The 18,086-nt window shown below is 58.1% G+C and carries 19 protein-coding genes; 14 read left to right on the forward strand and 5 right to left on the reverse strand.

Annotated elements, in window-relative coordinates; all coding sequences use genetic code 11:
- Nucleotides 1–18 precede the first annotated feature (18 nt).
- Nucleotides 19–1,644, reverse strand: coding sequence for a long-chain fatty acid--CoA ligase (locus J8C06_RS02695; RefSeq protein ID WP_211429258.1), 1,626 nt, complete (start codon nt 1,642–1,644; stop codon nt 19–21).
- Between the two features lie 311 nt (nt 1,645–1,955).
- On the opposite strand from J8C06_RS02695, the gene J8C06_RS02700 reads away from it, so the two are divergent.
- The 3 genes from J8C06_RS02700 to J8C06_RS02710 all read left to right on the forward strand — a co-directional run bounded on the left by J8C06_RS02700 (nt 1,956) and on the right by J8C06_RS02710 (nt 4,859).
- Nucleotides 1,956–3,290, forward strand: a complete 1,335-nt coding sequence (locus tag J8C06_RS02700) for a M48 family metallopeptidase (protein WP_211429259.1) — start codon at nt 1,956–1,958, stop codon at nt 3,288–3,290.
- A gap of 63 nt (nt 3,291–3,353) precedes the next feature.
- A complete protein-coding gene (locus J8C06_RS02705) occupies nt 3,354–3,917 on the forward strand; it encodes a Fur family transcriptional regulator (RefSeq protein ID WP_246602067.1) in 564 nt (187 codons plus the stop codon).
- A 42-nt stretch (nt 3,918–3,959) separates the two neighbouring features.
- Nucleotides 3,960–4,859, forward strand: coding sequence for a histone deacetylase family protein (locus J8C06_RS02710; protein ID WP_211429260.1), 900 nt, complete (start codon nt 3,960–3,962; stop codon nt 4,857–4,859).
- A gap of 10 nt (nt 4,860–4,869) precedes the next feature.
- Here J8C06_RS02710 and J8C06_RS02715 read toward each other — a convergent pair whose 3' ends face one another.
- The 3 genes from J8C06_RS02715 to J8C06_RS02725 form a co-directional block, all read right to left on the reverse strand.
- Nucleotides 4,870–6,096 (reverse strand): ABC transporter permease, encoded by a 1,227-nt coding sequence (locus J8C06_RS02715; RefSeq protein WP_211429261.1) that lies wholly within the window; start codon nt 6,094–6,096, stop codon nt 4,870–4,872.
- 247 nt (nt 6,097–6,343) lie between these two features.
- The gene (locus J8C06_RS02720) at nt 6,344–7,630 is read right to left on the reverse strand and encodes a hypothetical protein (protein ID WP_211429262.1); all 1,287 of its coding nucleotides are present in this window, start codon (nt 7,628–7,630) and stop codon (nt 6,344–6,346) included.
- A gap of 91 nt (nt 7,631–7,721) precedes the next feature.
- On the reverse strand, nt 7,722–8,705 hold the full coding sequence (locus J8C06_RS02725) for a CsgG/HfaB family protein (protein WP_211429263.1): 984 nt from the start codon (nt 8,703–8,705) through the stop codon (nt 7,722–7,724).
- 153 nt (nt 8,706–8,858) lie between these two features.
- Here J8C06_RS02725 and J8C06_RS02730 point away from each other — a divergent pair, with 153 nt between their 5' ends.
- The 6 genes from J8C06_RS02730 to J8C06_RS02755 all read left to right on the forward strand — a co-directional run bounded on the left by J8C06_RS02730 (nt 8,859) and on the right by J8C06_RS02755 (nt 13,557).
- On the forward strand, nt 8,859–9,152 hold the full coding sequence (locus J8C06_RS02730; RefSeq protein ID WP_211429264.1) for a chorismate mutase: 294 nt from the start codon (nt 8,859–8,861) through the stop codon (nt 9,150–9,152).
- A gap of 181 nt (nt 9,153–9,333) precedes the next feature.
- Entirely contained in the window at nt 9,334–10,158 is an 825-nt protein-coding gene (locus J8C06_RS02735) for an LOG family protein (protein WP_211429265.1), read from the forward strand.
- 47 nt (nt 10,159–10,205) lie between these two features.
- Entirely contained in the window at nt 10,206–10,991 is a 786-nt protein-coding gene (locus J8C06_RS02740; protein ID WP_211429266.1) for an ABC transporter ATP-binding protein, read from the forward strand.
- A 17-nt stretch (nt 10,992–11,008) separates the two neighbouring features.
- Entirely contained in the window at nt 11,009–12,055 is a 1,047-nt protein-coding gene (locus J8C06_RS02745) for a DNA-methyltransferase (protein ID WP_246602068.1), read from the forward strand.
- 27 nt (nt 12,056–12,082) lie between these two features.
- Entirely contained in the window at nt 12,083–12,823 is a 741-nt protein-coding gene (locus tag J8C06_RS02750; RefSeq protein ID WP_211429268.1) for an ABC transporter ATP-binding protein, read from the forward strand.
- Entirely contained in the window at nt 12,820–13,557 is a 738-nt protein-coding gene (locus J8C06_RS02755; protein ID WP_211429269.1) for an FkbM family methyltransferase, read from the forward strand. The genes J8C06_RS02750 and J8C06_RS02755 overlap by 4 nt, the downstream gene beginning before the upstream one ends.
- Nucleotides 13,558–13,619: 62 nt before the next feature.
- Here J8C06_RS02755 and hemE read toward each other — a convergent pair whose 3' ends face one another.
- Nucleotides 13,620–14,651, reverse strand: coding sequence for a uroporphyrinogen decarboxylase (gene hemE, locus J8C06_RS02760; protein WP_211429270.1), 1,032 nt, complete (start codon nt 14,649–14,651; stop codon nt 13,620–13,622).
- 47 nt (nt 14,652–14,698) lie between these two features.
- Between hemE and J8C06_RS02765 the strand changes: the two genes are divergently transcribed.
- The 5 genes from J8C06_RS02765 to rfaE2 all read left to right on the forward strand — a co-directional run bounded on the left by J8C06_RS02765 (nt 14,699) and on the right by rfaE2 (nt 18,074).
- Nucleotides 14,699–15,274, forward strand: a complete 576-nt coding sequence (locus J8C06_RS02765; protein ID WP_211429271.1) for a DUF6941 family protein — start codon at nt 14,699–14,701, stop codon at nt 15,272–15,274.
- A 174-nt stretch (nt 15,275–15,448) separates the two neighbouring features.
- Nucleotides 15,449–16,012 carry an ATP-dependent protease subunit HslV gene (gene hslV / locus J8C06_RS02770; protein WP_281423836.1) on the forward strand — a complete coding sequence of 188 codons (564 nt, stop codon included), beginning with the start codon at nt 15,449–15,451 and terminating at the stop codon, nt 16,010–16,012.
- A 25-nt stretch (nt 16,013–16,037) separates the two neighbouring features.
- Nucleotides 16,038–17,006 carry a stage II sporulation protein M gene (locus J8C06_RS02775; RefSeq protein WP_211429272.1) on the forward strand — a complete coding sequence of 323 codons (969 nt, stop codon included), beginning with the start codon at nt 16,038–16,040 and terminating at the stop codon, nt 17,004–17,006.
- 71 nt (nt 17,007–17,077) lie between these two features.
- On the forward strand, nt 17,078–17,527 hold the full coding sequence (locus tag J8C06_RS02780) for a ferritin-like domain-containing protein (protein WP_211429273.1): 450 nt from the start codon (nt 17,078–17,080) through the stop codon (nt 17,525–17,527).
- The gene (rfaE2, locus tag J8C06_RS02785; RefSeq protein ID WP_211429274.1) at nt 17,517–18,074 is read left to right on the forward strand and encodes a D-glycero-beta-D-manno-heptose 1-phosphate adenylyltransferase; all 558 of its coding nucleotides are present in this window, start codon (nt 17,517–17,519) and stop codon (nt 18,072–18,074) included. The genes J8C06_RS02780 and rfaE2 overlap by 11 nt, the downstream gene beginning before the upstream one ends.
- Nucleotides 18,075–18,086 lie beyond the last annotated feature (12 nt).

The following is an 18,086-nucleotide window of genomic DNA, read 5'->3' on the forward strand; positions in this document are numbered from 1 at the left end:
GTCTCGGATGTTTCGGATTCACAGCTTGCCCTCGGCGTACATTTGACGCAGCGCTTTTTTGTCGAACTTGCCAACCGATGTTTTGGGGATGCTCTCAATAAAGCGAAACTCATCAGGAATCCAAAACTTGGCACAGTGCTCCGCCACCAAGTTGTGTAACTCTTCTGATGTCGGCCGGTCGTCGGCCCTGCGCGGCACAACGAGCGCCAGTGGTCGCTCGCTCCATTTTTCATCTGGGATGGCAATGACGGCAGCTTCGAGCACCTTTGGATGTGCCATGATGACGTTTTCCAGCGTGACACTGGAAATCCACTCGCCCCCACTCTTGACGAGGTCTTTGGTGCGGTCGGTGATCGTCAGGAGACCCTTGGGATCAATGGTTGCCACATCGCCGGTGCGAAACCAACCATCTGGCGTGAACTGTGCCGCTGCCGACTCGTCGTTGTAGTACGCGCCAACGATCCACGGGCCGCGCACCTGGATTTCACCTACCGACTTGCCATCCCACGGCATTTCCTGGCCTTCATCGCCGACAATGCGTATTTCGACGCCGGGCGGCGCATAGCCCTGGTGGGTTTTGAGTGCAATTTTCTCGTCAATCGAGAGGTCGGTTCGGGCGCTCAACGTCCCGGTCGAGGTGCCCATCGGCGACATCTCGGTCATCCCCCAGGCGTGGACGACCGGCACGCCTAGCTCTTTTTCATAGGCTTCGATCCAGGTCTTCGGAAATGCCGCGCCACCCACGATGAGCGCCCGAAGACTTGACACGTCAAAGCCGTGCGCCTTGATCGCCTGATACATGCCAATCCAGAGGGTCGGGACGCCAGCCGCCACCGTCACCTTTTCATCCTGAATGAGCTGCGCCAGGGTTTCCGGTTTGAGGTGCGGCCCGGGCAAAACGAATTTGAAGCCGAGAGAGGCGCTCAAGTAAGGTAACGCCCAAGCGTTGGCGTGAAACATCGGCACGACGGCAATGACCGTATCCGTTCCACTGAGTGACAGCGCATCGCCCGCGCCGGCCGCAATCGTGTGGATAAACTGTGAGCGATGGCTATACAGGACACCTTTCGGTTGACCGGTCGTGCCGCTGGTGTAACACAGTCCGGCGGCCGCTCGCTCGTCCAACACCGGAAAGTCAAACGTTTCGGGTTCGTCCGCCAGCAAGTCTTCGTAGTGTCGGACGTTGGGCAGCTTCGTCTCGAAGCCCGGCGGGGCATTGATGATGACAATGTCCCTGACGCTGGTCAGGTGGCTGTGGATGGCTTCGAGCATGGGAACCAGGCTGGCATCCACGAAAACCATGCGGTCGGCCGCGTGATTGATGACGTAGGCGAGCTGTTCCGGTGCAAGGCGTAGATTGAGCGTGTGCATAACCGCGCCGTAGCAGGGGACGGCAAAGTACAACTCCAGATGCTGGTAATGATTCCACGCCAGTGAGCCAATCCGGTCGCCCGATTCGACTCCCAGCTTGGCCAAGGCATTGGCCAAGCGGCAGATGCGTCGGTAGGCAGCGCCATACGTGTAGCGGTGCAGCGAGCCATCCGGGCATTTTGTCACGATTTCAACATCGTGGTGATAGCGGCGGGCGCGGTCAAGAAAGTGCAGCATCGTCAATGGGTAATCCATCATCAGACCGTGTAACATGGGTAGGCTCTCGCTCCTTGCATGGAATGGTTTGTCCGGTACAATTGTTTTCACTCTACACGGCGGTCGTGAATCGGTAAGCAGCGCACATTGGGCATCGTTCATCACAAAGGCCGGCCGGGCAACCTTTGAGTAGGCTTTCAGGCACCTGAGCTAGAGATTGTTTCTGGTCAACGTTGTTTTGATATGCGCGCGTTATGACGCAAGCCATCAGAGAGGTAATGATACTCATGCTAACCAGCGATTTGAAGTCAATGTCAGCGGAAACTGGATCGGCAAGCAAAAGCGGCCGAAAGGTCGCCGGCTCGCGCATGACGCGCAGTATGGCCCTGCTGATGGCCGCATTACTGGTGGTTAGCGCGGCGGGCGTGCCAGTGTGGGCCGGTGATCGCACACGACCATCGGGGCCAAATCCATACGACAAGTTCCGCCGCCAGGATGATCGCTCGCGTTCCCGTGGCGCGCTTTCGCTTCAGGATGAGCTGACTTTTGCCGAAATGGCCCATCAGGAAATTTCAAAGCAATACCGTTTCGTGACCGATCCGGTCATCGTCAACTATGTCAACCGGGTCGGGCGGCGCGTCGCTGAAGTCTCTGGACGGCCGGACCTACCATACCAGTTCTATGTGGTTCAAAACGATCAGATCAATGCCTTCACGCCGGGTGGTGGCCGGATATACATCCATACCGGTTTGATCAAGCAAGCTACCACCGAAGGGCAGGTCGCTGCCGTGCTGGCGCACGAAGTCGGCCATAACGTCGGTTATCACCTGAGTGCGACGTTGCGCCGCGCTCAGACCACCGGGTTACTGGTTGGCATTGCTGGGGCGATTTTGGGCGGCGGAGCGGTTGGCCAACTTGGCCAACTGGCTGTGGCGCTCATTGCCAATGGCAGAATGTTTCAGCGGTCGCGTGACCAGGAACGCGAAGCTGATTTCCTCGGTCTGTATGACATGCACAACGCCGGCTATAACACCGAGGAAATGAACAATATGTTTCGCTTGCTTGGCTCGCTGATGCAGCGCAGCCCTGGCGCATTCGACAAAATCTTTGCTTCCCACCCACCCCCGACCGAGCGGCTGCAAAACACGCAGCGTGAAATCGCACAGTACCTTGCCGGCTCAGACCGCCGCGGAACACGTACCACCCAGGAATTCATCAACATCCAGCGCCGGCTGGGCGTGACTGGTCGTGCTTTACCACCCACGCCGGATGACGGAGACCTTCCGCCTTCGCGCAATAGCGACACCGCGACTGAGCCGCTGCCCTCCCGTGGCCGGGAAGTGACTTACGACGATGCAGAAGAGATTTTCAGTCGCGCAGGACTTCAGGGGGTGACGCCGCTACGCGCTGTTCGGGGCGATCTGCTTGGCGGCAACGTCGGTAATGACACCGTCATTGCTTATGAGCGGGGCGGGGACGTCGGCGCACTGGTGGACGTTAGCGGGCGTGTCTATCCGCTGCACATCGAAGACCGCGGACGCCACACGCCCATCCTCCCACTCGTGCCGGACGAGGTATCGGCGGTCGGTATTGTCCCGGTTGGACGCGGTCGGCGTGCGCAAGTCGTTGTGGTCAGCCGGCGACGACTCAGCTATGTTTGGGAATGGACTGGCCGCGGCTTTCGCTACCTTGGGAGTCAGTAGCGCCTGCCCGAACCAACGGCAAATGTTGCTTTCTGTAAGGAAGTCTGTAAGGAAGAATGAGGCATGCCGGAATACCCGGAGACGCATGACGCGCCGCTTTCCGCATCCAAAAGCACGGCGTCAACCGACCCTTTTCACGAAGAGTTTGAGCTGTTTCACCGGCACTTGGTCAAACACCGGCTGAAACGGACGGCCCAGCGGGACTTGATCCTACGAACCTTTCTTGAGACCGAGGCGCACCTGAGCGTTGAGGAACTCTATGACCTGGTGAAACAGCGGGATAAAACGGTTGGCTTCACGACGGTGTACCGAACGCTGCGGTTGCTGGTCGAGGCGCGACTTGCGCGTGAAGTGAACTTCAATGATGGCCGCGCGCGCTACGAGCACGAATACAAACACGACCACCACGACCATCTGATCTGCACGGAATGCGACGCGCTGATTGAGTTCTTCAGCCCAGACATCGAGCGCCTCCAGGAAGAAATTGCCAAGCAGTACGGCTTTGTCATCTCCGACCATAGTCATCGGGTGTTTGGGATGTGCCAGGCCTATTACACCGGCAGCGACGCCTACCCCCCCTATTGTCGCAAGCGCCCAGGCGTAGGACAGGAGGGCAAGGTGCGTTGATTGTTGGCGTCAGTCCGGCGACTGGCAAGCGCACCTAGGGTTATGTTCGTTTCTTACGCGCCCGGCTACTTTGTGGACATTGGCGATGCGCATGTGTTTCCGATGCAGAAATTTCCCTTGGTCCATGCGCGATTGACCGAGGATGGAACGCTTTCGCCAGATGACGTTGTCGCCCCTGCCCCAGCCCGCGATGAAGACATTTTGCTGGCGCACACCCGTGACTACTGGACACGGCTGGCTACTGGACAGTTGACCGCACGCGAACTACGTCGCTTGGGGTTGCCCTGGTCGGATGGACTGGTCATGCGCTCCCGCTTGGCTGCGCAGGGAACACTCAACGCGGCCCGACATGCCCTGGCTGAGGGGATTGCTGGCAACCTGGCCGGCGGCACGCACCATGCCTTTCCCGATCACGGTGAGGGCTTTTGTGTCCTCAACGACATTGCCGTGGCCGTGCGCGTTTTGCAGCGTGACGGTGACGTAGGGCGGGTGGCGCTGATTGATTGCGATGTCCATCAGGGCAACGCCAACGCGGTTATTTTTGCCGGTGAGTCAGATGTGTTTACATTCTCGATGCACGGCAAGAACAACTACCCCCTCCGCAAGCCGCCCAGTTCACTTGATTTGGAACTGCCGGACGGCATGACCGATGCGGCCTATCTGGAGGTGCTCGGCGAGTACGTTCCACAGGTGCTTGGAAAGTTTCGGCCGGACTTGGTGTTTTACCTAGCCGGTGTGGACCCATACGTCCACGACCGTTTCGGTCGCCTGGCGCTGACGCTGGAAGGCCTCAAGCGCCGCGATGAATTGGTCTTGCGCGCCTGTCGGCGAGCTGGCATTCCGGTGACGATCACGCTCTCTGGGGGGTACGCCCGCGACCGGCAGGACACGGTAGAAGCTCACTGCAATACCTATCGCGCCGCCCGCGAGGTATTTGGCTAACCGGGCGGTATCAATCGGCGCGTAATGCCTGAATCGGATCAAGTCGGGCGGCTTTATTGGCCGGATAGATACCGAAAAATAGCCCAACCCCGCCAGACACGAGCAACGCCAACGCAACCGCCCAGAGCGGCAACGCCACAGGCAACCCGGAAAAGTGGGAAACGACCAACATCACCACATAAGCCAGCGCCAACCCAATCATCCCGCCAATCAGGGACAGTAGCGCCGACTCGGCCAGAAACTGCCGGAGGATGTCGCGGCGACGCGCGCCAAGACTTTTGCGAATCCCGATTTCGCGCGTCCGTTCGGTCACGGAAACCAGCATGATGTTCATGATGACGATGCCGCCGACCACCAGTGAAATGCCGGTAATCGGCAGGACGACCGCACTGACGGTGGCGAGCAAGGTCGTGAAGATGCCCTGGGTGGCCGGATCGCTCGTGATGCTGAAGTCGTCTTCCTCAGCAGGTGACAAATGATGTCGTGTCCGCAGGATGGTGCGGATTTCGTCCGCGACGAGTTCGCTGTCCATGCCGCGCCGTGGCCGGACGTAAAGTGTCAGCGACCGCCGTTCGCCATAGACCTTGTGAAAGGTACTGAGTGGAATTTGAACGTAATTATCCTGGGACTGACCAAGAAACGTGCCGAGTGGTTTGGCGACACCGATGACTTCGTATGGGTCGCGTCCAAGCTTGACCGTTTTGCCAACGGCGTCGCCGCGTGGAAATAACTCCTTGGCAATGTCCGCACCCAGAATGCACACGGCGCGCCGGTTGTCTTCATCAAATGGGCTGATGACGCGCCCGGCAGCCAGTTCAACGGTCGAAAGGTCATTGAAGTTGGCTGTGACACCTTGAATGCCAACCGTGGCGACGACCGTGTTGCCATACCGTACGTCCGCGGCTGAACCATCTTGTGCCGCGACTTCATCCGCCAGTGTCAGCCGTTCCCGCAGGGCTTGCAGGTCCTCGGTGGTCAGGTCTGGGTTGCGCTGGATAGCCCGCAGAAACTTTTCAAAATCAGTGAATCCCTGAAAAGCAGCCTTCTCGACCGTCAGCGCCCCGGCCCCATAGACGGCCACCTTTTCGCTAACGTACTCACTGAAGCCTTCAATGACTGTCGCCACCGCCGTCACGCTGGCGACACCAATGATGATGCCGAGCAGGGTCAGAAACGACCGCAACTTGTGTGCCCGGATTGCATCGAAAGCCAGGCGAAAGACTTCGTACCAGCTCATAGGCCGCTGATTGTAGCAAGTTGTTGCTGCTTGTCAGTACGTGTCTGTCCGAACGGAAGCGTAGCGACCAAAGAAATGGCGACCAAACAGTGGCGACTCAAGAAACGGCCGAGAAGTGAAACAGGAAATAAAATCAGCTCACGCCGCGACGCTAGGGCGCAGTGTGCCTGAAGTCCGTGGCGTCGTTGCGTGAGCGTGGCGTTGTCTGAGGCGTACTCAAGGGGGTCGAGCGCCACTCGCGATGTGACTACTGGACGAAGGATGGTGCCCGGAGCGAGGGTTTCAGGTTACAGACGATGCCTTTAGGCTTGGTTGAGGCTCCGGTATTGGACGGGCGTGCCTGACGCGCTGGCGGCGTGGTCGCCCGCGCTTTTTTGGGTTGTCCGTTGAGCGGCACGATCTCGACTTCGAGCGTATTCTCTCCATAGCCGACAACGGGCGCTTTGAATTTCGCCCCGCCAGCTTCAAAGGTCCGATCGTTGAAGAAGTTATAGAGGTCAAGCACATCCATCGTGGTTTCAACGGTCATTCGGTCGCCGCCCGCGCCGACGCCAAGCGTCACATAAGCATTTTGGGCTTGCAGCGCCTTGATGATGGACTGGGTCTGCTGGGGTGAAGTCTTGAAATACACCGTCAAGGCGATGTTGTTCTTGAGCTGTTTCTGGTCGTAGATAACATCACTATCAGCGAAAATCGACTGGTAAAGCTGCCCAACGGCGCGAGTAATCAGAATCGGCGCGGCGTCATCCATCGCCTTGCCAAAGGCCACCATGTTGGAGTTGGCGCTGCCACGGGTTGAAATGACCCCTTCGCCAAGGATGCGGTTGTCGTTTGGGCGCATGACCGTGTAGATGAAGTTCGCGTCGCAGATGTAACCGCCAATGCTGGCCGGGCGGTTGTCGGTTTCTGGGTCAATATAGATCAGGTAGTCGGCGCCATACTGGAGCGCCTGCTTGGCCAGCATCCGCAGACCATTTGGCGACTGCTTGATTTGGACAGATGTAATCTCGGTGACACCCTCGAACGCCACGGACTGAAGCCCCGCCTGGCGCATTTGCTCATAGACGAGGGCCCGCAGCGTCTTGGCGGCTTTGGGATCGTTGAAGCGGTTAGACGGGATGAACATCACCCGTGGCGGACGCTCGCCAAAGCTCAGTACCTTGTTCTGTACCAACGCCGATACCATCGCTGGCAGGTTCACCTCCCCCTCGACCGTGAGGATGATTTTGGTTTCGTCGTCGTTGTAGCGCGTGTTCGTGATTTTGAAATCGGTTAGAAATTCATCCGGCGGGTCGAGGGCAATATCAATCTCCTCGGCCAGGCTCTCGATGATGGCGCGTGAGAACTTGGCTTCGAGGAAGTCGGCCAGGAACTGCTTTCTGGCTTTTGACTTGGCGCGCGCTTCCGACGCCGAGCGCGTCGTCGCGTTGTAGTCAAATGTGTAGCGTTTTTTGAGCGTATCTCCGTTAACCGTAAGTGTGGCGGCGAAAAAGATGCCACAAGTTATTGCAACCAAGCGGCGTATGAGTCTCACAGGCAATCTCCCCAAAATCTGAAATAAGCTGAAACGACGGCTGAAAAAAACAACCCAGCGTGAAGGTCGCTGGGTCTATCAAGCTGGGTATTTACCGACGGCGTGGTGGTTGAGCATTGGGCGTCCGGGCGACCTGCCGAACGGTCATGTCAGTTTGAATCCGTCCTAGATTCGGCGTTGGGTCGGCAACTTTTGAGTTTGGGTCAAAGGTTTGAACGACATCGCAGTACGCCACCTTTTCACTCACCTTGGCGGCGCGGAGCGTCGCCACCCGATTGGTAATGCGTTCCAGAATGGTTCCATCGGCGTCACGGATGGGTTCGCCTTCCAGGATGACATCAAACTGAATCCCTTCCTGAACGCCATCCGCGCTGCCGCTGCGGATGATGACCTGCCCATCGCGCACCATGGCAACCGTCGTCTCAAAAGGCACCTCGAGACTGACAACTTCCGCAAAACGCTGCGCGAAGGTTTTCATCATTTTGGTGAACGATTCTTGTCCGGGCGCGTCGCTGCTGCTGCTGCCGAGGCTTCCGACTTGTGTCGAGGTTGTCGCATCACTCGCATCGTAGTTCTCAGACTTGATAACCGAGCCGGTCTCCGCATTGATAAGCTGCATGTTGACCTTGCTCGTCATCTTTTTCTTCCGCTGGCCAAAGCCACCAACGCTGATACCTTCTTCCTTGACATCAATTGAGACGCACTTGGCGACAATGATGTACTGCGCCGAGCCGAGTCGTCCAACTTGGATGGCGTTGTTAGGATCGGCCAAGTCGGAGTTGGCAAGTTTTTGCTCGGCGATAATAGAGTTGAGCGAGTCGCGCGACAGAATGTCAAACCGTCCACCGGTGAGTGCTGTTTCCAGCTCAGCCACCATGATGTCCTTAGTCCAGCCGCGCTGGTTATCCTGCGGAATGATAGCGACCTTGATCTTGCCTTTCTTCGGCTTATTGTCGCGCATGTCGTTTGACGGGGCGGTGCTGGTCTGACGCTGAGCCATCGCCGGTGCGGGATTGATGGCAAGCAGCAGACACCCACCTAAAACAAGGATGAGAAAAAGTTTCCAGTTTTTCATAAAGCTTTGTGTTGTCTCCTGAATGAATGGCTTAACGTCTTGGGTAAGACTAGAGGGTACCACAAGGCGTTGTGTAGTGTGATGAATCACACGTTTTATGGTGCTGTCAACTGTATGTTTGGTGGCCGCGCGCCGACAGCTTGGCTTTGTCCCATGACATTGAGTGAATATCGCCGCCTGATTGATGAAACTGACGCTCAACTGGTCGCCTTGCTGAATCAGCGGGCTGAACTGGTTATCGCCATTGCGCGGCTCAAGCACGCGCAGGGACTTCCAGTGCGCATCCCAGCCCGTGAGGATGAGGTTTTGACGCAAGTGACGGCACACAACACCGGGCCGCTTGACCACCAGGCTATGCGTCGTCTCTTCGAGCAAATCATTGCTGAGTCGCGCCGCCTTGAACATCACATCTTGGGGACATCGGAAGACAGTCCGCCCAAGTCTTGAAAGCCAAGCCAATCGTCGTCCACGCGGGAGTCCCAAGCGTATGTCGTTCCGAGTGGTTGATGCGCCGCACTTTTTAGTCGTTGCTTGAGAATCACTGTGCTACAAACAGCCCGATCGGCTGGTCAGGTAACCGATTTGGCCAGGTAAGCAGCCGAACCTACGTTTTGAATGGAACGACTCAATGACGGAAAGTCTAAAGCGACTGGTTAAGCCTCCCAAGGCATATCGCAATCACGAATTTCTGGAAAGTCGCCCCGCGCGCATCATCCGCATCCAAAGTGAGTATCTCGAGCCGGCTACCCGGCTGCATGAACACAACGTGCGTGACACGATTGTGTTCTTTGGTTCAGCGCGAATTCACCCACGCGCGGATAGCAAGTACCCCCCAGAGTATGAACCCGACGATCACGGTGATAGCGTGACCGACCCAGCCATGGCGCGCTTTTATGACGACGCCGTTGATTTGGCCCGCCTGCTCACCACCTGGGCTATGGGCTTGCCAACCACGCAGCGGCGGTTTTTGATTTGTTCTGGCGGTGGTCCGGGCATCATGGAAGCCGCCAATCGCGGCGCTGCCCTTGCGGGTGGCAAGTCGGTTGGCTTCAACATCAGCCTGCCATTCGAGCAATACCCCAATCCGTACATCTCGCCGGAACTGTGCTTTGAGTTTCATTACTTCTTCATGCGGAAGTTCTGGCTGGTGTATCCGGCCAAAGCGTTGGTGATTTTCCCCGGCGGCTTTGGGACGCTTGACGAGTTACTGGAAGTCCTGACCCTGCTCCAAACCCGCAAGCTCAATCGCCGCATCCCGATTGTCATCTATGGGGAGGCATATTGGCGGGAAGTCGTCAACTTCGAGGCGCTTGTCAAATGGGGTATGATTTCGCCATCTGACTTGGAATTTTTTCGTTATGCCAATACGCCGGAAGAAGCCTTTGTGTATCTTCGGGATTGTCTGATGGAAATCTACGGCCAGACCGATGATGAACCAGCCTTCAGCGATTGACCTGTCGCATCGTTGCCGCGCGGATTTCCCATGGTTGCGGATTTCCCATGGTTTTAGCTGTCTCTTCTGAGTCGCCCCTGTTGGCAACCAAGGCCACGACGGTCCGCTTTGGCGGCATCGTCGCCGTCAAAGACCTTGACCTGACGGTGCCATCCAACCAGGTCTTCGGACTCATCGGGCCGAATGGGGCCGGCAAGACGACCGTTTTCAACATCTTGACCGGCGTTTACCGTCCAACGTCGGGCGATGTGCAGTTTGAAGGGCGCAGCATCGTGGGCTTGCCGCCACACGCCATCGCGCAGCTTGGATTGGCCCGAACGTTTCAAAACATCCGCCTCTTTGGGGAGTTGTCGGTACTTGAAAACGTCATGACGGCCTGTCATCCACGGAGCCGGTCGGGGGTGCTGGCAACAATGTTCCGCACCCGCCGTCAGCAGTCTGAAGAACGCGAACAGCGGGATTTTGCGCTGGCGTTGCTGGAACGTTTTGGGCTGGCCGCCCAGCGTCACGCGCCGGCCAAAAGCCTTGCTTACGGCAATCAGCGGCGGCTCGAAATTGCGCGGGCGCTGGCGACACGGCCGAAGGCGTTGCTGCTGGATGAGCCGGCCGCCGGGATGAATCCCCAGGAGTCGGTGGCGCTGATGCGCCAAATCCAGCAGCTTAGGGACGATTTCAAGCTGACGATTGTCCTTGTCGAACACAACATGCGCGTGGTCATGGGGGCCTGCGAGCGCATCCAGGTCGTTGAGCAAGGGCAGACCATTGCCATTGGCTCACCAGACGACATCAAGCGCGATCCGCGGGTTATCGCAGCTTACCTAGGGACGGCTTGAGGGAGGATTCTCAATTCTTGGCTACGCCATCTGAAGCGTTCTTAGGGACAGGGGCTTCCTATCCGCTGGATGCTGTTCTATGCGGGGATAGCCGACAGCTTCTTCAAGGGCTACCGACCAAGTCCGTAGATTTGGTCTTGACCTCGCCGCCCTACTTCCGCCAACGGGATTACGGAGGCGGCATTGGGAATGAGGCGAGTCTGGATGCCTATCTGGAATCCCTGCTTACCATCTTTGGGGAGTGCCTGCGCATTCTGAAACCGACCGGAAGCTTGGTCTTCAATGTTGGGGATAAGTACTTGCGCCAGAGCTTGATGCTGATTCCGTACCGCTTTGCCACGGCGGCGCTGGAGCGATTCCCGGTGCGGCTGGTCAATGCAGTGACCTGGGTCAAGCGCAATCCGACGCCACGGCATTTTCGGCGGCGGTTGGTCTCCAGCACTGAGCCTTTTTTCCATTTTGTCGTTTCGGATGATTACCAGTACTTCCCGGAGAATTTTTTACGCCGGGCCGCGTCGCCCACGCCTTCGCGCCAGCGGGCGCGGATCGGACAGCGTTACTTCCGGCTCGTTGAGGCGTCACCCCTGACGCCAGAGGAAAAGGCCAATGCCCGCGCGGCGCTGGAAGGCTGTATTGCCGAGGTCCAGCGCGGAGAAATTCAGGACTTCCGCATGAAAATCCGCGGCGTGCACTCCGCTCCCTTTGGGGGACGCGAGGGCGGGCGCAATATCCACCTGGAACGCGACGGCTTCACGATGATTCGCATGCACGGCGAACGGCTCAAGCGAGATGTGATTGAAATGCCGGTCGAATCACTCAAGGGCTGTCCCCACCGCGCTGTCTTCCCTGAAGCCATCGTGGCGGAGTTTATCGAACTGCTGACGCGCCCTGGCGATGTCGTCCTCGATCCCTTTCTTGGCGCGGGCACGACGGCCGTGGTCGCCAAGAAACACGACCGGCGCTACCTTGGATTCGAGATCAATCCAGAGTACTGCGCCTATGCGCGTCACCGGGTCGCCAGCGTTGCCTGCCAGACGTCATTCCTGGATACAGTCACACCGTAACGCCCTGACGAGCGTGAGCCACACCCGATGTCCGAGCCTCATCCTTTATCCGTCGCGCTGCCGCTACTGACCGTCGAAAATGTTTGCGTCGCCTATGGCGCAATCGAGGCGGTGCATGACATATCGCTGACGGTGAACCCAGGTGAAGTGGTGACCCTGATCGGCGCAAACGGGGCCGGGAAAACCACCTTGCTCAAGACGATCATGGGCTTGCTCAAACCCACGCGCGGTCGGGTCGTCTTCAATGGCGAAGACCTGACCGGCTACCCAACCCATGCCATCGTTGCCCGTGGGCTTGCGCTGTCACCGGAAGGGCGCGGTATCTTCCCCGACCTGACGGTGCTGGAAAATCTCGAACTCGGCGCTTACCGTCAGCCGGACCGCGCGCAGTTTCGCCGTGACTTGGAGCACGTCAGGACGCTGTTTCCCCGTGTCAACGAGCGCCTCCATCAGCGCGCCGGGACGCTCTCCGGTGGCGAGCAGCAAATGGTAGCAATCGGGCGGGCGCTGATGAGCCGTCCGAAGCTCTTGTTGCTGGATGAGCCATCATTGGGACTCGCGCCGATGGTGACCCAGTCCATTTTCGACGCGCTCGGTGAACTCAACCGTGAAGGCTTGACCATTCTCTTGGTCGAGCAAAATGCGCACCTAGCGTTGGCGCGTTCCCATCGGGGCTACGTGTTGGAAACCGGACGAATTTGGCTTGCGGGGAACGCCGCCGAACTGGCGCGGGACGCACGTGTCCAGGAGGCCTATCTGGGGCAGTGAAGCACTTCGTTCGACAACTCCTTGAAAAAGCCGGCTACTTGGTCTTTCGGACGGCTTACGCGCCAAAACAAATAGACGTGACCCTGGACATTCGGCGGCTTGTTCCACCGGAGTCTATCAACGTGATTTACGATGTTGGGGCAAACGTTGGCCAGACCGTCACGTGGTTTCGGAGAGCGTTTCCACAGGCGCATATTGTCGCTTTTGAGCCGATCAAGGCCACCTTCAGCCAACTTCAAGCCAACGTCGGGCAGTTGCCCAACGTGACGCTGTTCAACCTCGCGCTGGGTGCATCACCCGGGACAGCAGTGGTTCATCTGCAAGCCAGTAGTGGTCACAATTCACTCAATCCCGTCGTCAACCACGCTACGTCGGCCGGTGCTTCCGAAATGGTTCGGATCGAAACGCTGGCCGCCGTGACTCGCCAGCTTGGTTTCTCACGGATCGATCTTCTCAAGATCGACACCGAAGGCTATGAGCTTGCCGTTCTGGCCGGAGCAACGGATTTCCTGCCAAAGCTCACCTTTGTGTATGCCGAGATTGACTTTGAGCCAGCGGGACGCCACACAAATTTCTTTGCCTTGTATGAGCTGCTCGCCGGATATGGCTTCAACTTCTTTGGTTTGTATGACATGTACCACTACGACGACGGACGCCTCAATTTTGCCAATGCGTTGTTTGTCAATCCCAAGCTGATTGGCTCAAACACGACCCACCAAGCTGAGCCAAGTTAAGGGTGGCCGGTGGCGGATGCCACCGGCCGGATGTCACGCCCGGAACAACCGGCGTCGCCGCACTAAACTGGTCGTCCTTGCGCCGCCGCGATGAAGGCCTGGGCATGTTCGACTGGCGTTGGCGGCAGGATACCGTGACCGAGGTTCATGATGTGGCCCGGCGCATCCTTGGCTTTGGCGCGGACTTCCTCTACGCCACGGATGATCCCCTCGCGCGGTCCAAGCAGCCGACAGGGATCGAGATTGCCCTGGAGCGCCACCCGTCCCCGGGTGCGTTGGACGGCTTCGGCCAGGTCGGTACGCCAGTCAATGCTGAGTACTTCCGCCCCAGAAGCCGCCATGCCCTCCAACAGGTGCGCACTGCCGTTGACGTAGAGGATTCGTGGCACGGCCGTTCCGACTTGCTCAAATACCCGTTGAATGTAGGGCAGGGCAAACGCGCCAAAATCTTCTGGCGACAACTCACCGGCCCACGAGTCAAACAGTTGGAGCGCATCAATGCCGGCCTCAATCTGGGCTTTGAGGTAGAGCGCCTGGGTATCGGCGAGCTTTTCCATCAGTCGGTGGAAAGTCGCCGGTTCGTTGTACATCATGGACTTGATCAAGTGGTAATTCTTTGAGCTGCCGCCTTCGATCATGTAGGCCGCGAGTGTCCACGGCGCGCCTGCAAATCCCAACAGCGGGACGGTATCGGCAATTTCACGCTTGAGCGTTCGGATGATGTCATAGACAAACGGCATGGTCTCGACCGGGTCCGGCACGCGCAGCGACGCCACATCGGCCGCCGAACGAACCGGGTTGGGCATTTTGGGACCAATTTTTTCCGTCAACTGGACTTCCAGCCCCATGGCTTCGACCGGAATGAGGATGTCGGAAAACATGATGACCGCATCCACGCCCAGAATGCGGAGTGGTTGCAGTGACACTTCCACGGCAAGGTCAACGGTCTTGCAGAGTGTCAGGAAAGGCAAATCCTTACGGACGGCGCGGTACTCCGGCAGGTAGCGCCCGGCCTGGCGCATCATCCAAACTGGGGTTCGTTCGACCGGTTGACGGCGGGCAGCGCGAACCAGGAGGTCATTCTTCAAGGGCATGGGCTAAACTCGCGGATGAGGGAAATGGTCGTCGCAAAGGCGCGACCTTGCAAGCAATCTACATTGCGCGCCATCGGAAAGTCATTGCTGAATTGACCGGGCTGTGCATGCTTAGGCGCGGCTGTCCGCAGCCGGCCGCGGCTGCGCTGCAAGCGGATGTCACCAGAAGGATACTCAACACTATGCCTGCGGTTGGGACAAATCATGCAAAAACCATCGAACTCGTTTACCAAATCCTGTGCGACGACGTGCGCCTCGAAGTCGGCAACAAGTTGAGCTTCATGGGCGTCTTCCAGGAAATTTACGTTCCTGAAATTCCCTTCGGGCTATCGCGCATGGCGGTGTGCAATCACTGGCGCGGTACTGGAGAGTATTTGTCCGAGGTGCGGATCCTGTATCCCGGACGCCAACAGGCGCTGGCGGTTTCGACGCCTTCCCAGTTGAGCCTGCCGGTTCACGGCTTCAACACCAACGTCACGTTTTTTCTCAACTTGCACTTCACACAGGCTGGCGACTATGCCGTGCAGACACTGCTGGACTCGAATCTTTTCTGCGAGACGGTGCTGCGCGTGGGGCGCATCATGCCCCCTGATGATGACCGCTCCAATCCACTGCTCAACTGAGCGTGGCGTCAAGCGTGGCGCGCCGGTTTCCCACCTAGCTGGGACAGTCAGGCGGAGCGCCCTGGTCTGATCCGCCAGACCGGGGAGGCGTGTCGGGCAGTATTGGCGCGTGCCGGTGGGCTATGCTACAGACGAGGTTGCTCAAGACTTTCTTTGCCGAATTGAAGGAACATCGTGACTCGTTTGCGTTTGACTGAAACTCGTCCAGAGATTCGCAGCACAACCGTTTTGGTCGTGCGCCGTGAAGGTAAGGTCGTCATGGCTGCCGATGGCCAAGTAACCATGGGGTCGAATGTGGTCAAGGGCAGCGCCCGCAAGCTTCGTCGCCTGTATAACGACAAAATTTTGGCCGGCTTTGCCGGGGCCACAGCGGACGCCTTTTCACTCTTCACGCGCTTCGAGGCCAAGCTTGACCAGTATCATGGGCAGTTGCAACGGGCGGCCGTCGAGCTGGCCAAGGATTGGCGAACCGACCGCATGCTTCGCCACCTGGAAGCCTTGCTCTTGGTGGCGGATGAAAAAGCCACACTGCTTTTGTCCGGCACGGGTGACATCATCGAGCCAGACAATGACTGCATGGCGATTGGTTCAGGGGGCCACTATGCCGAAGCTGCCGCTCGGACGTTGCTCAAGCACACTGACTTTCCCGCCCGCCAAGTGGCTGAAGAAGCCATGAGTATTGCCGCCAGTATTTGTATCTACACCAACCACAACATCGCGTACGAAGAGCTGGGCTAATCGCCGGACGTCATGGGTTTTCAGTATGGCGCGCGAGCATGATTTCATCGAACGTCGGCGGGCAAACTGGCAGCGCCTGGAAATGCTGCTCGCGCAGGTCGGGGGCGGCGGGCTGCGCCGCCTCCGGCGTGAACAAGTGCGTGAGTTTGGGCAGCTCTACCAGCGAACGGCGGCTGACCTAGCCGTTGCGCGGCACGATGTGCGCGATCCCCAACTCATCAACTATCTCAACCACTTGGCGGTCCGCGCGCATGCGGCGATTTATCGCACTGAGCGGGGTAGTTGGCGAAAGCTCTGGCACTTCTACCGCTATGATGCGCCGGCGCTCTTTCAGACCTACCGTGGCTATGTCTTCGCCGCGTTTCTGGTGTTTGCTGGATTCGCGCTCTTTGGGGGACTGTTTGTTTGTTATGACGAAGCGTTTGCCCAGGTGATGGGGCTATCTTCCGCGCTCGAGCAAATCAAGCGTGGTGATAATTGGACGGACCGGATCAACGGCGAAAATCAGCTCGCCGCCTCATTCATCATGACGAACAATCTGCAAGTGGCGCTTGGGGCTTTCGCCATGGGCATATTTGCCGGACTTGGCACGTTTTACGTTTTGGCGTTCAACGGGCTGCATATCGGCAGCATTTTGGCGCTGGCGGTGAAATACAGCTTCACGCCGCTTTTGGTTTTTGTTTGCGCGCATGGCGTGTTTGAGTTGACGGCCATTTTTATTTCTGGCGGGGCGGGATTCCTGATCGGAGGGGCATTGATTGCGCCTGGCGACCGAACCCGCGGAGAAGCCCTCCTGGAACGCGGTATCGCCGCCGTCAAGCTCCTTGCGCTGTGCTTTCCGTTGCTGGTGGTCGCCGGCATCATCGAGGGCTTTTTGTCACCGGCGAGAGTTCCCAGTATCTTCAAATTTTCGGTAGCCCTGCTTTGCGTAGTCTTTCTTGTGGTCTATCTTGGGTCGCCAGTGCCGCCGCGCCCAGCGGACACCTCTAGGTAAAAACATCGGCTACCCCCGGCTAACACAGGGCTAATACGAACTTGGATTGACTTCTGTGAAAGGGTTGAAGCATGAAAGCCATTCTTGAGGACATTGATACCGAACAAACCACGGCACTGCTGTCTGAGATCATGGAGTGTGAGCTGGCCGGTGTGGTGTGCTACACCCACTTTGCCTTGATGATTACGGGACCAAATCGCATTCCAATTGTAGATTTCTTCAAGCGGCAAGCGAGTGAGTCGCTCGCGCATGCCCAGCAAGTGGGAGAAATTTTGACCGGATTGGAAGGGCATCCCAGCCTGCGCATTGCCGCTATTGAAGAAACCCACCGCCACAGCGTCCGGGATATTTTGGAAGAAAGCTTGGCGCATGAGCGGCGGGCGCTTGATCTCTACAAGAAACTGCTGGCTGTCGTCGCTGACCGCAGCGTGTATATCGAGGAGTTTGCCCGCACGATGATTGGGCAGGAAGAGTTGCACTGCATCGAACTCAAAAAGATGCTGCGCGATTATGGTCAGTGATCTGAGTCGCCTGGCCACGGCCGCGGCTAGGACGCCAAATGGCGCCACGCCAAACAAGCGGTATGCGCTGCCCGACCTCGTTGCCCAGCGGGATGTCTGGCGTCGCGCGGGGTTGCGGGTTGTTTTCACCAACGGATGCTTTGACCTGTTGCATCCTGGGCATGTCGCCTACCTACGCCATGCCCGCCAGTTGGGCGATGTCCTCATTGTTGCGCTCAACAGCGACCACTCCATCCACGAACTCAAGGGTGACACGCGCCCCATTCTGACCGAAGATGAACGCTGCCAAGTGATGGCCGCGCTCGAAATGGTGGATGCCGTGACTGTGTTTGACGCTCCGACGCCGTTGGCGGTCATCGAGGCGCTGTTGCCCGATGTGTTGGTCAAGGGCGGGGATTGGGCGATTGAACAAATCGTCGGTCGGGAGGTCGTCGAGGCGCAAGGTGGCGTCGTTTGTGCGTTGCCCTTCGTGCCCGGCATCTCGACGACCGAAATCATTCAGCGCATCCTGGCGCGCCATCCTCACGCCCCGTCACGCCGACTGTAATGTGAAGCCCAC

The sequence above is a fragment of the Chloracidobacterium validum genome (genome assembly GCF_018304825.1).
GTDB classification, from domain to species: Bacteria; Acidobacteriota; Blastocatellia; order Chloracidobacteriales; family Chloracidobacteriaceae; genus Chloracidobacterium; species Chloracidobacterium validum.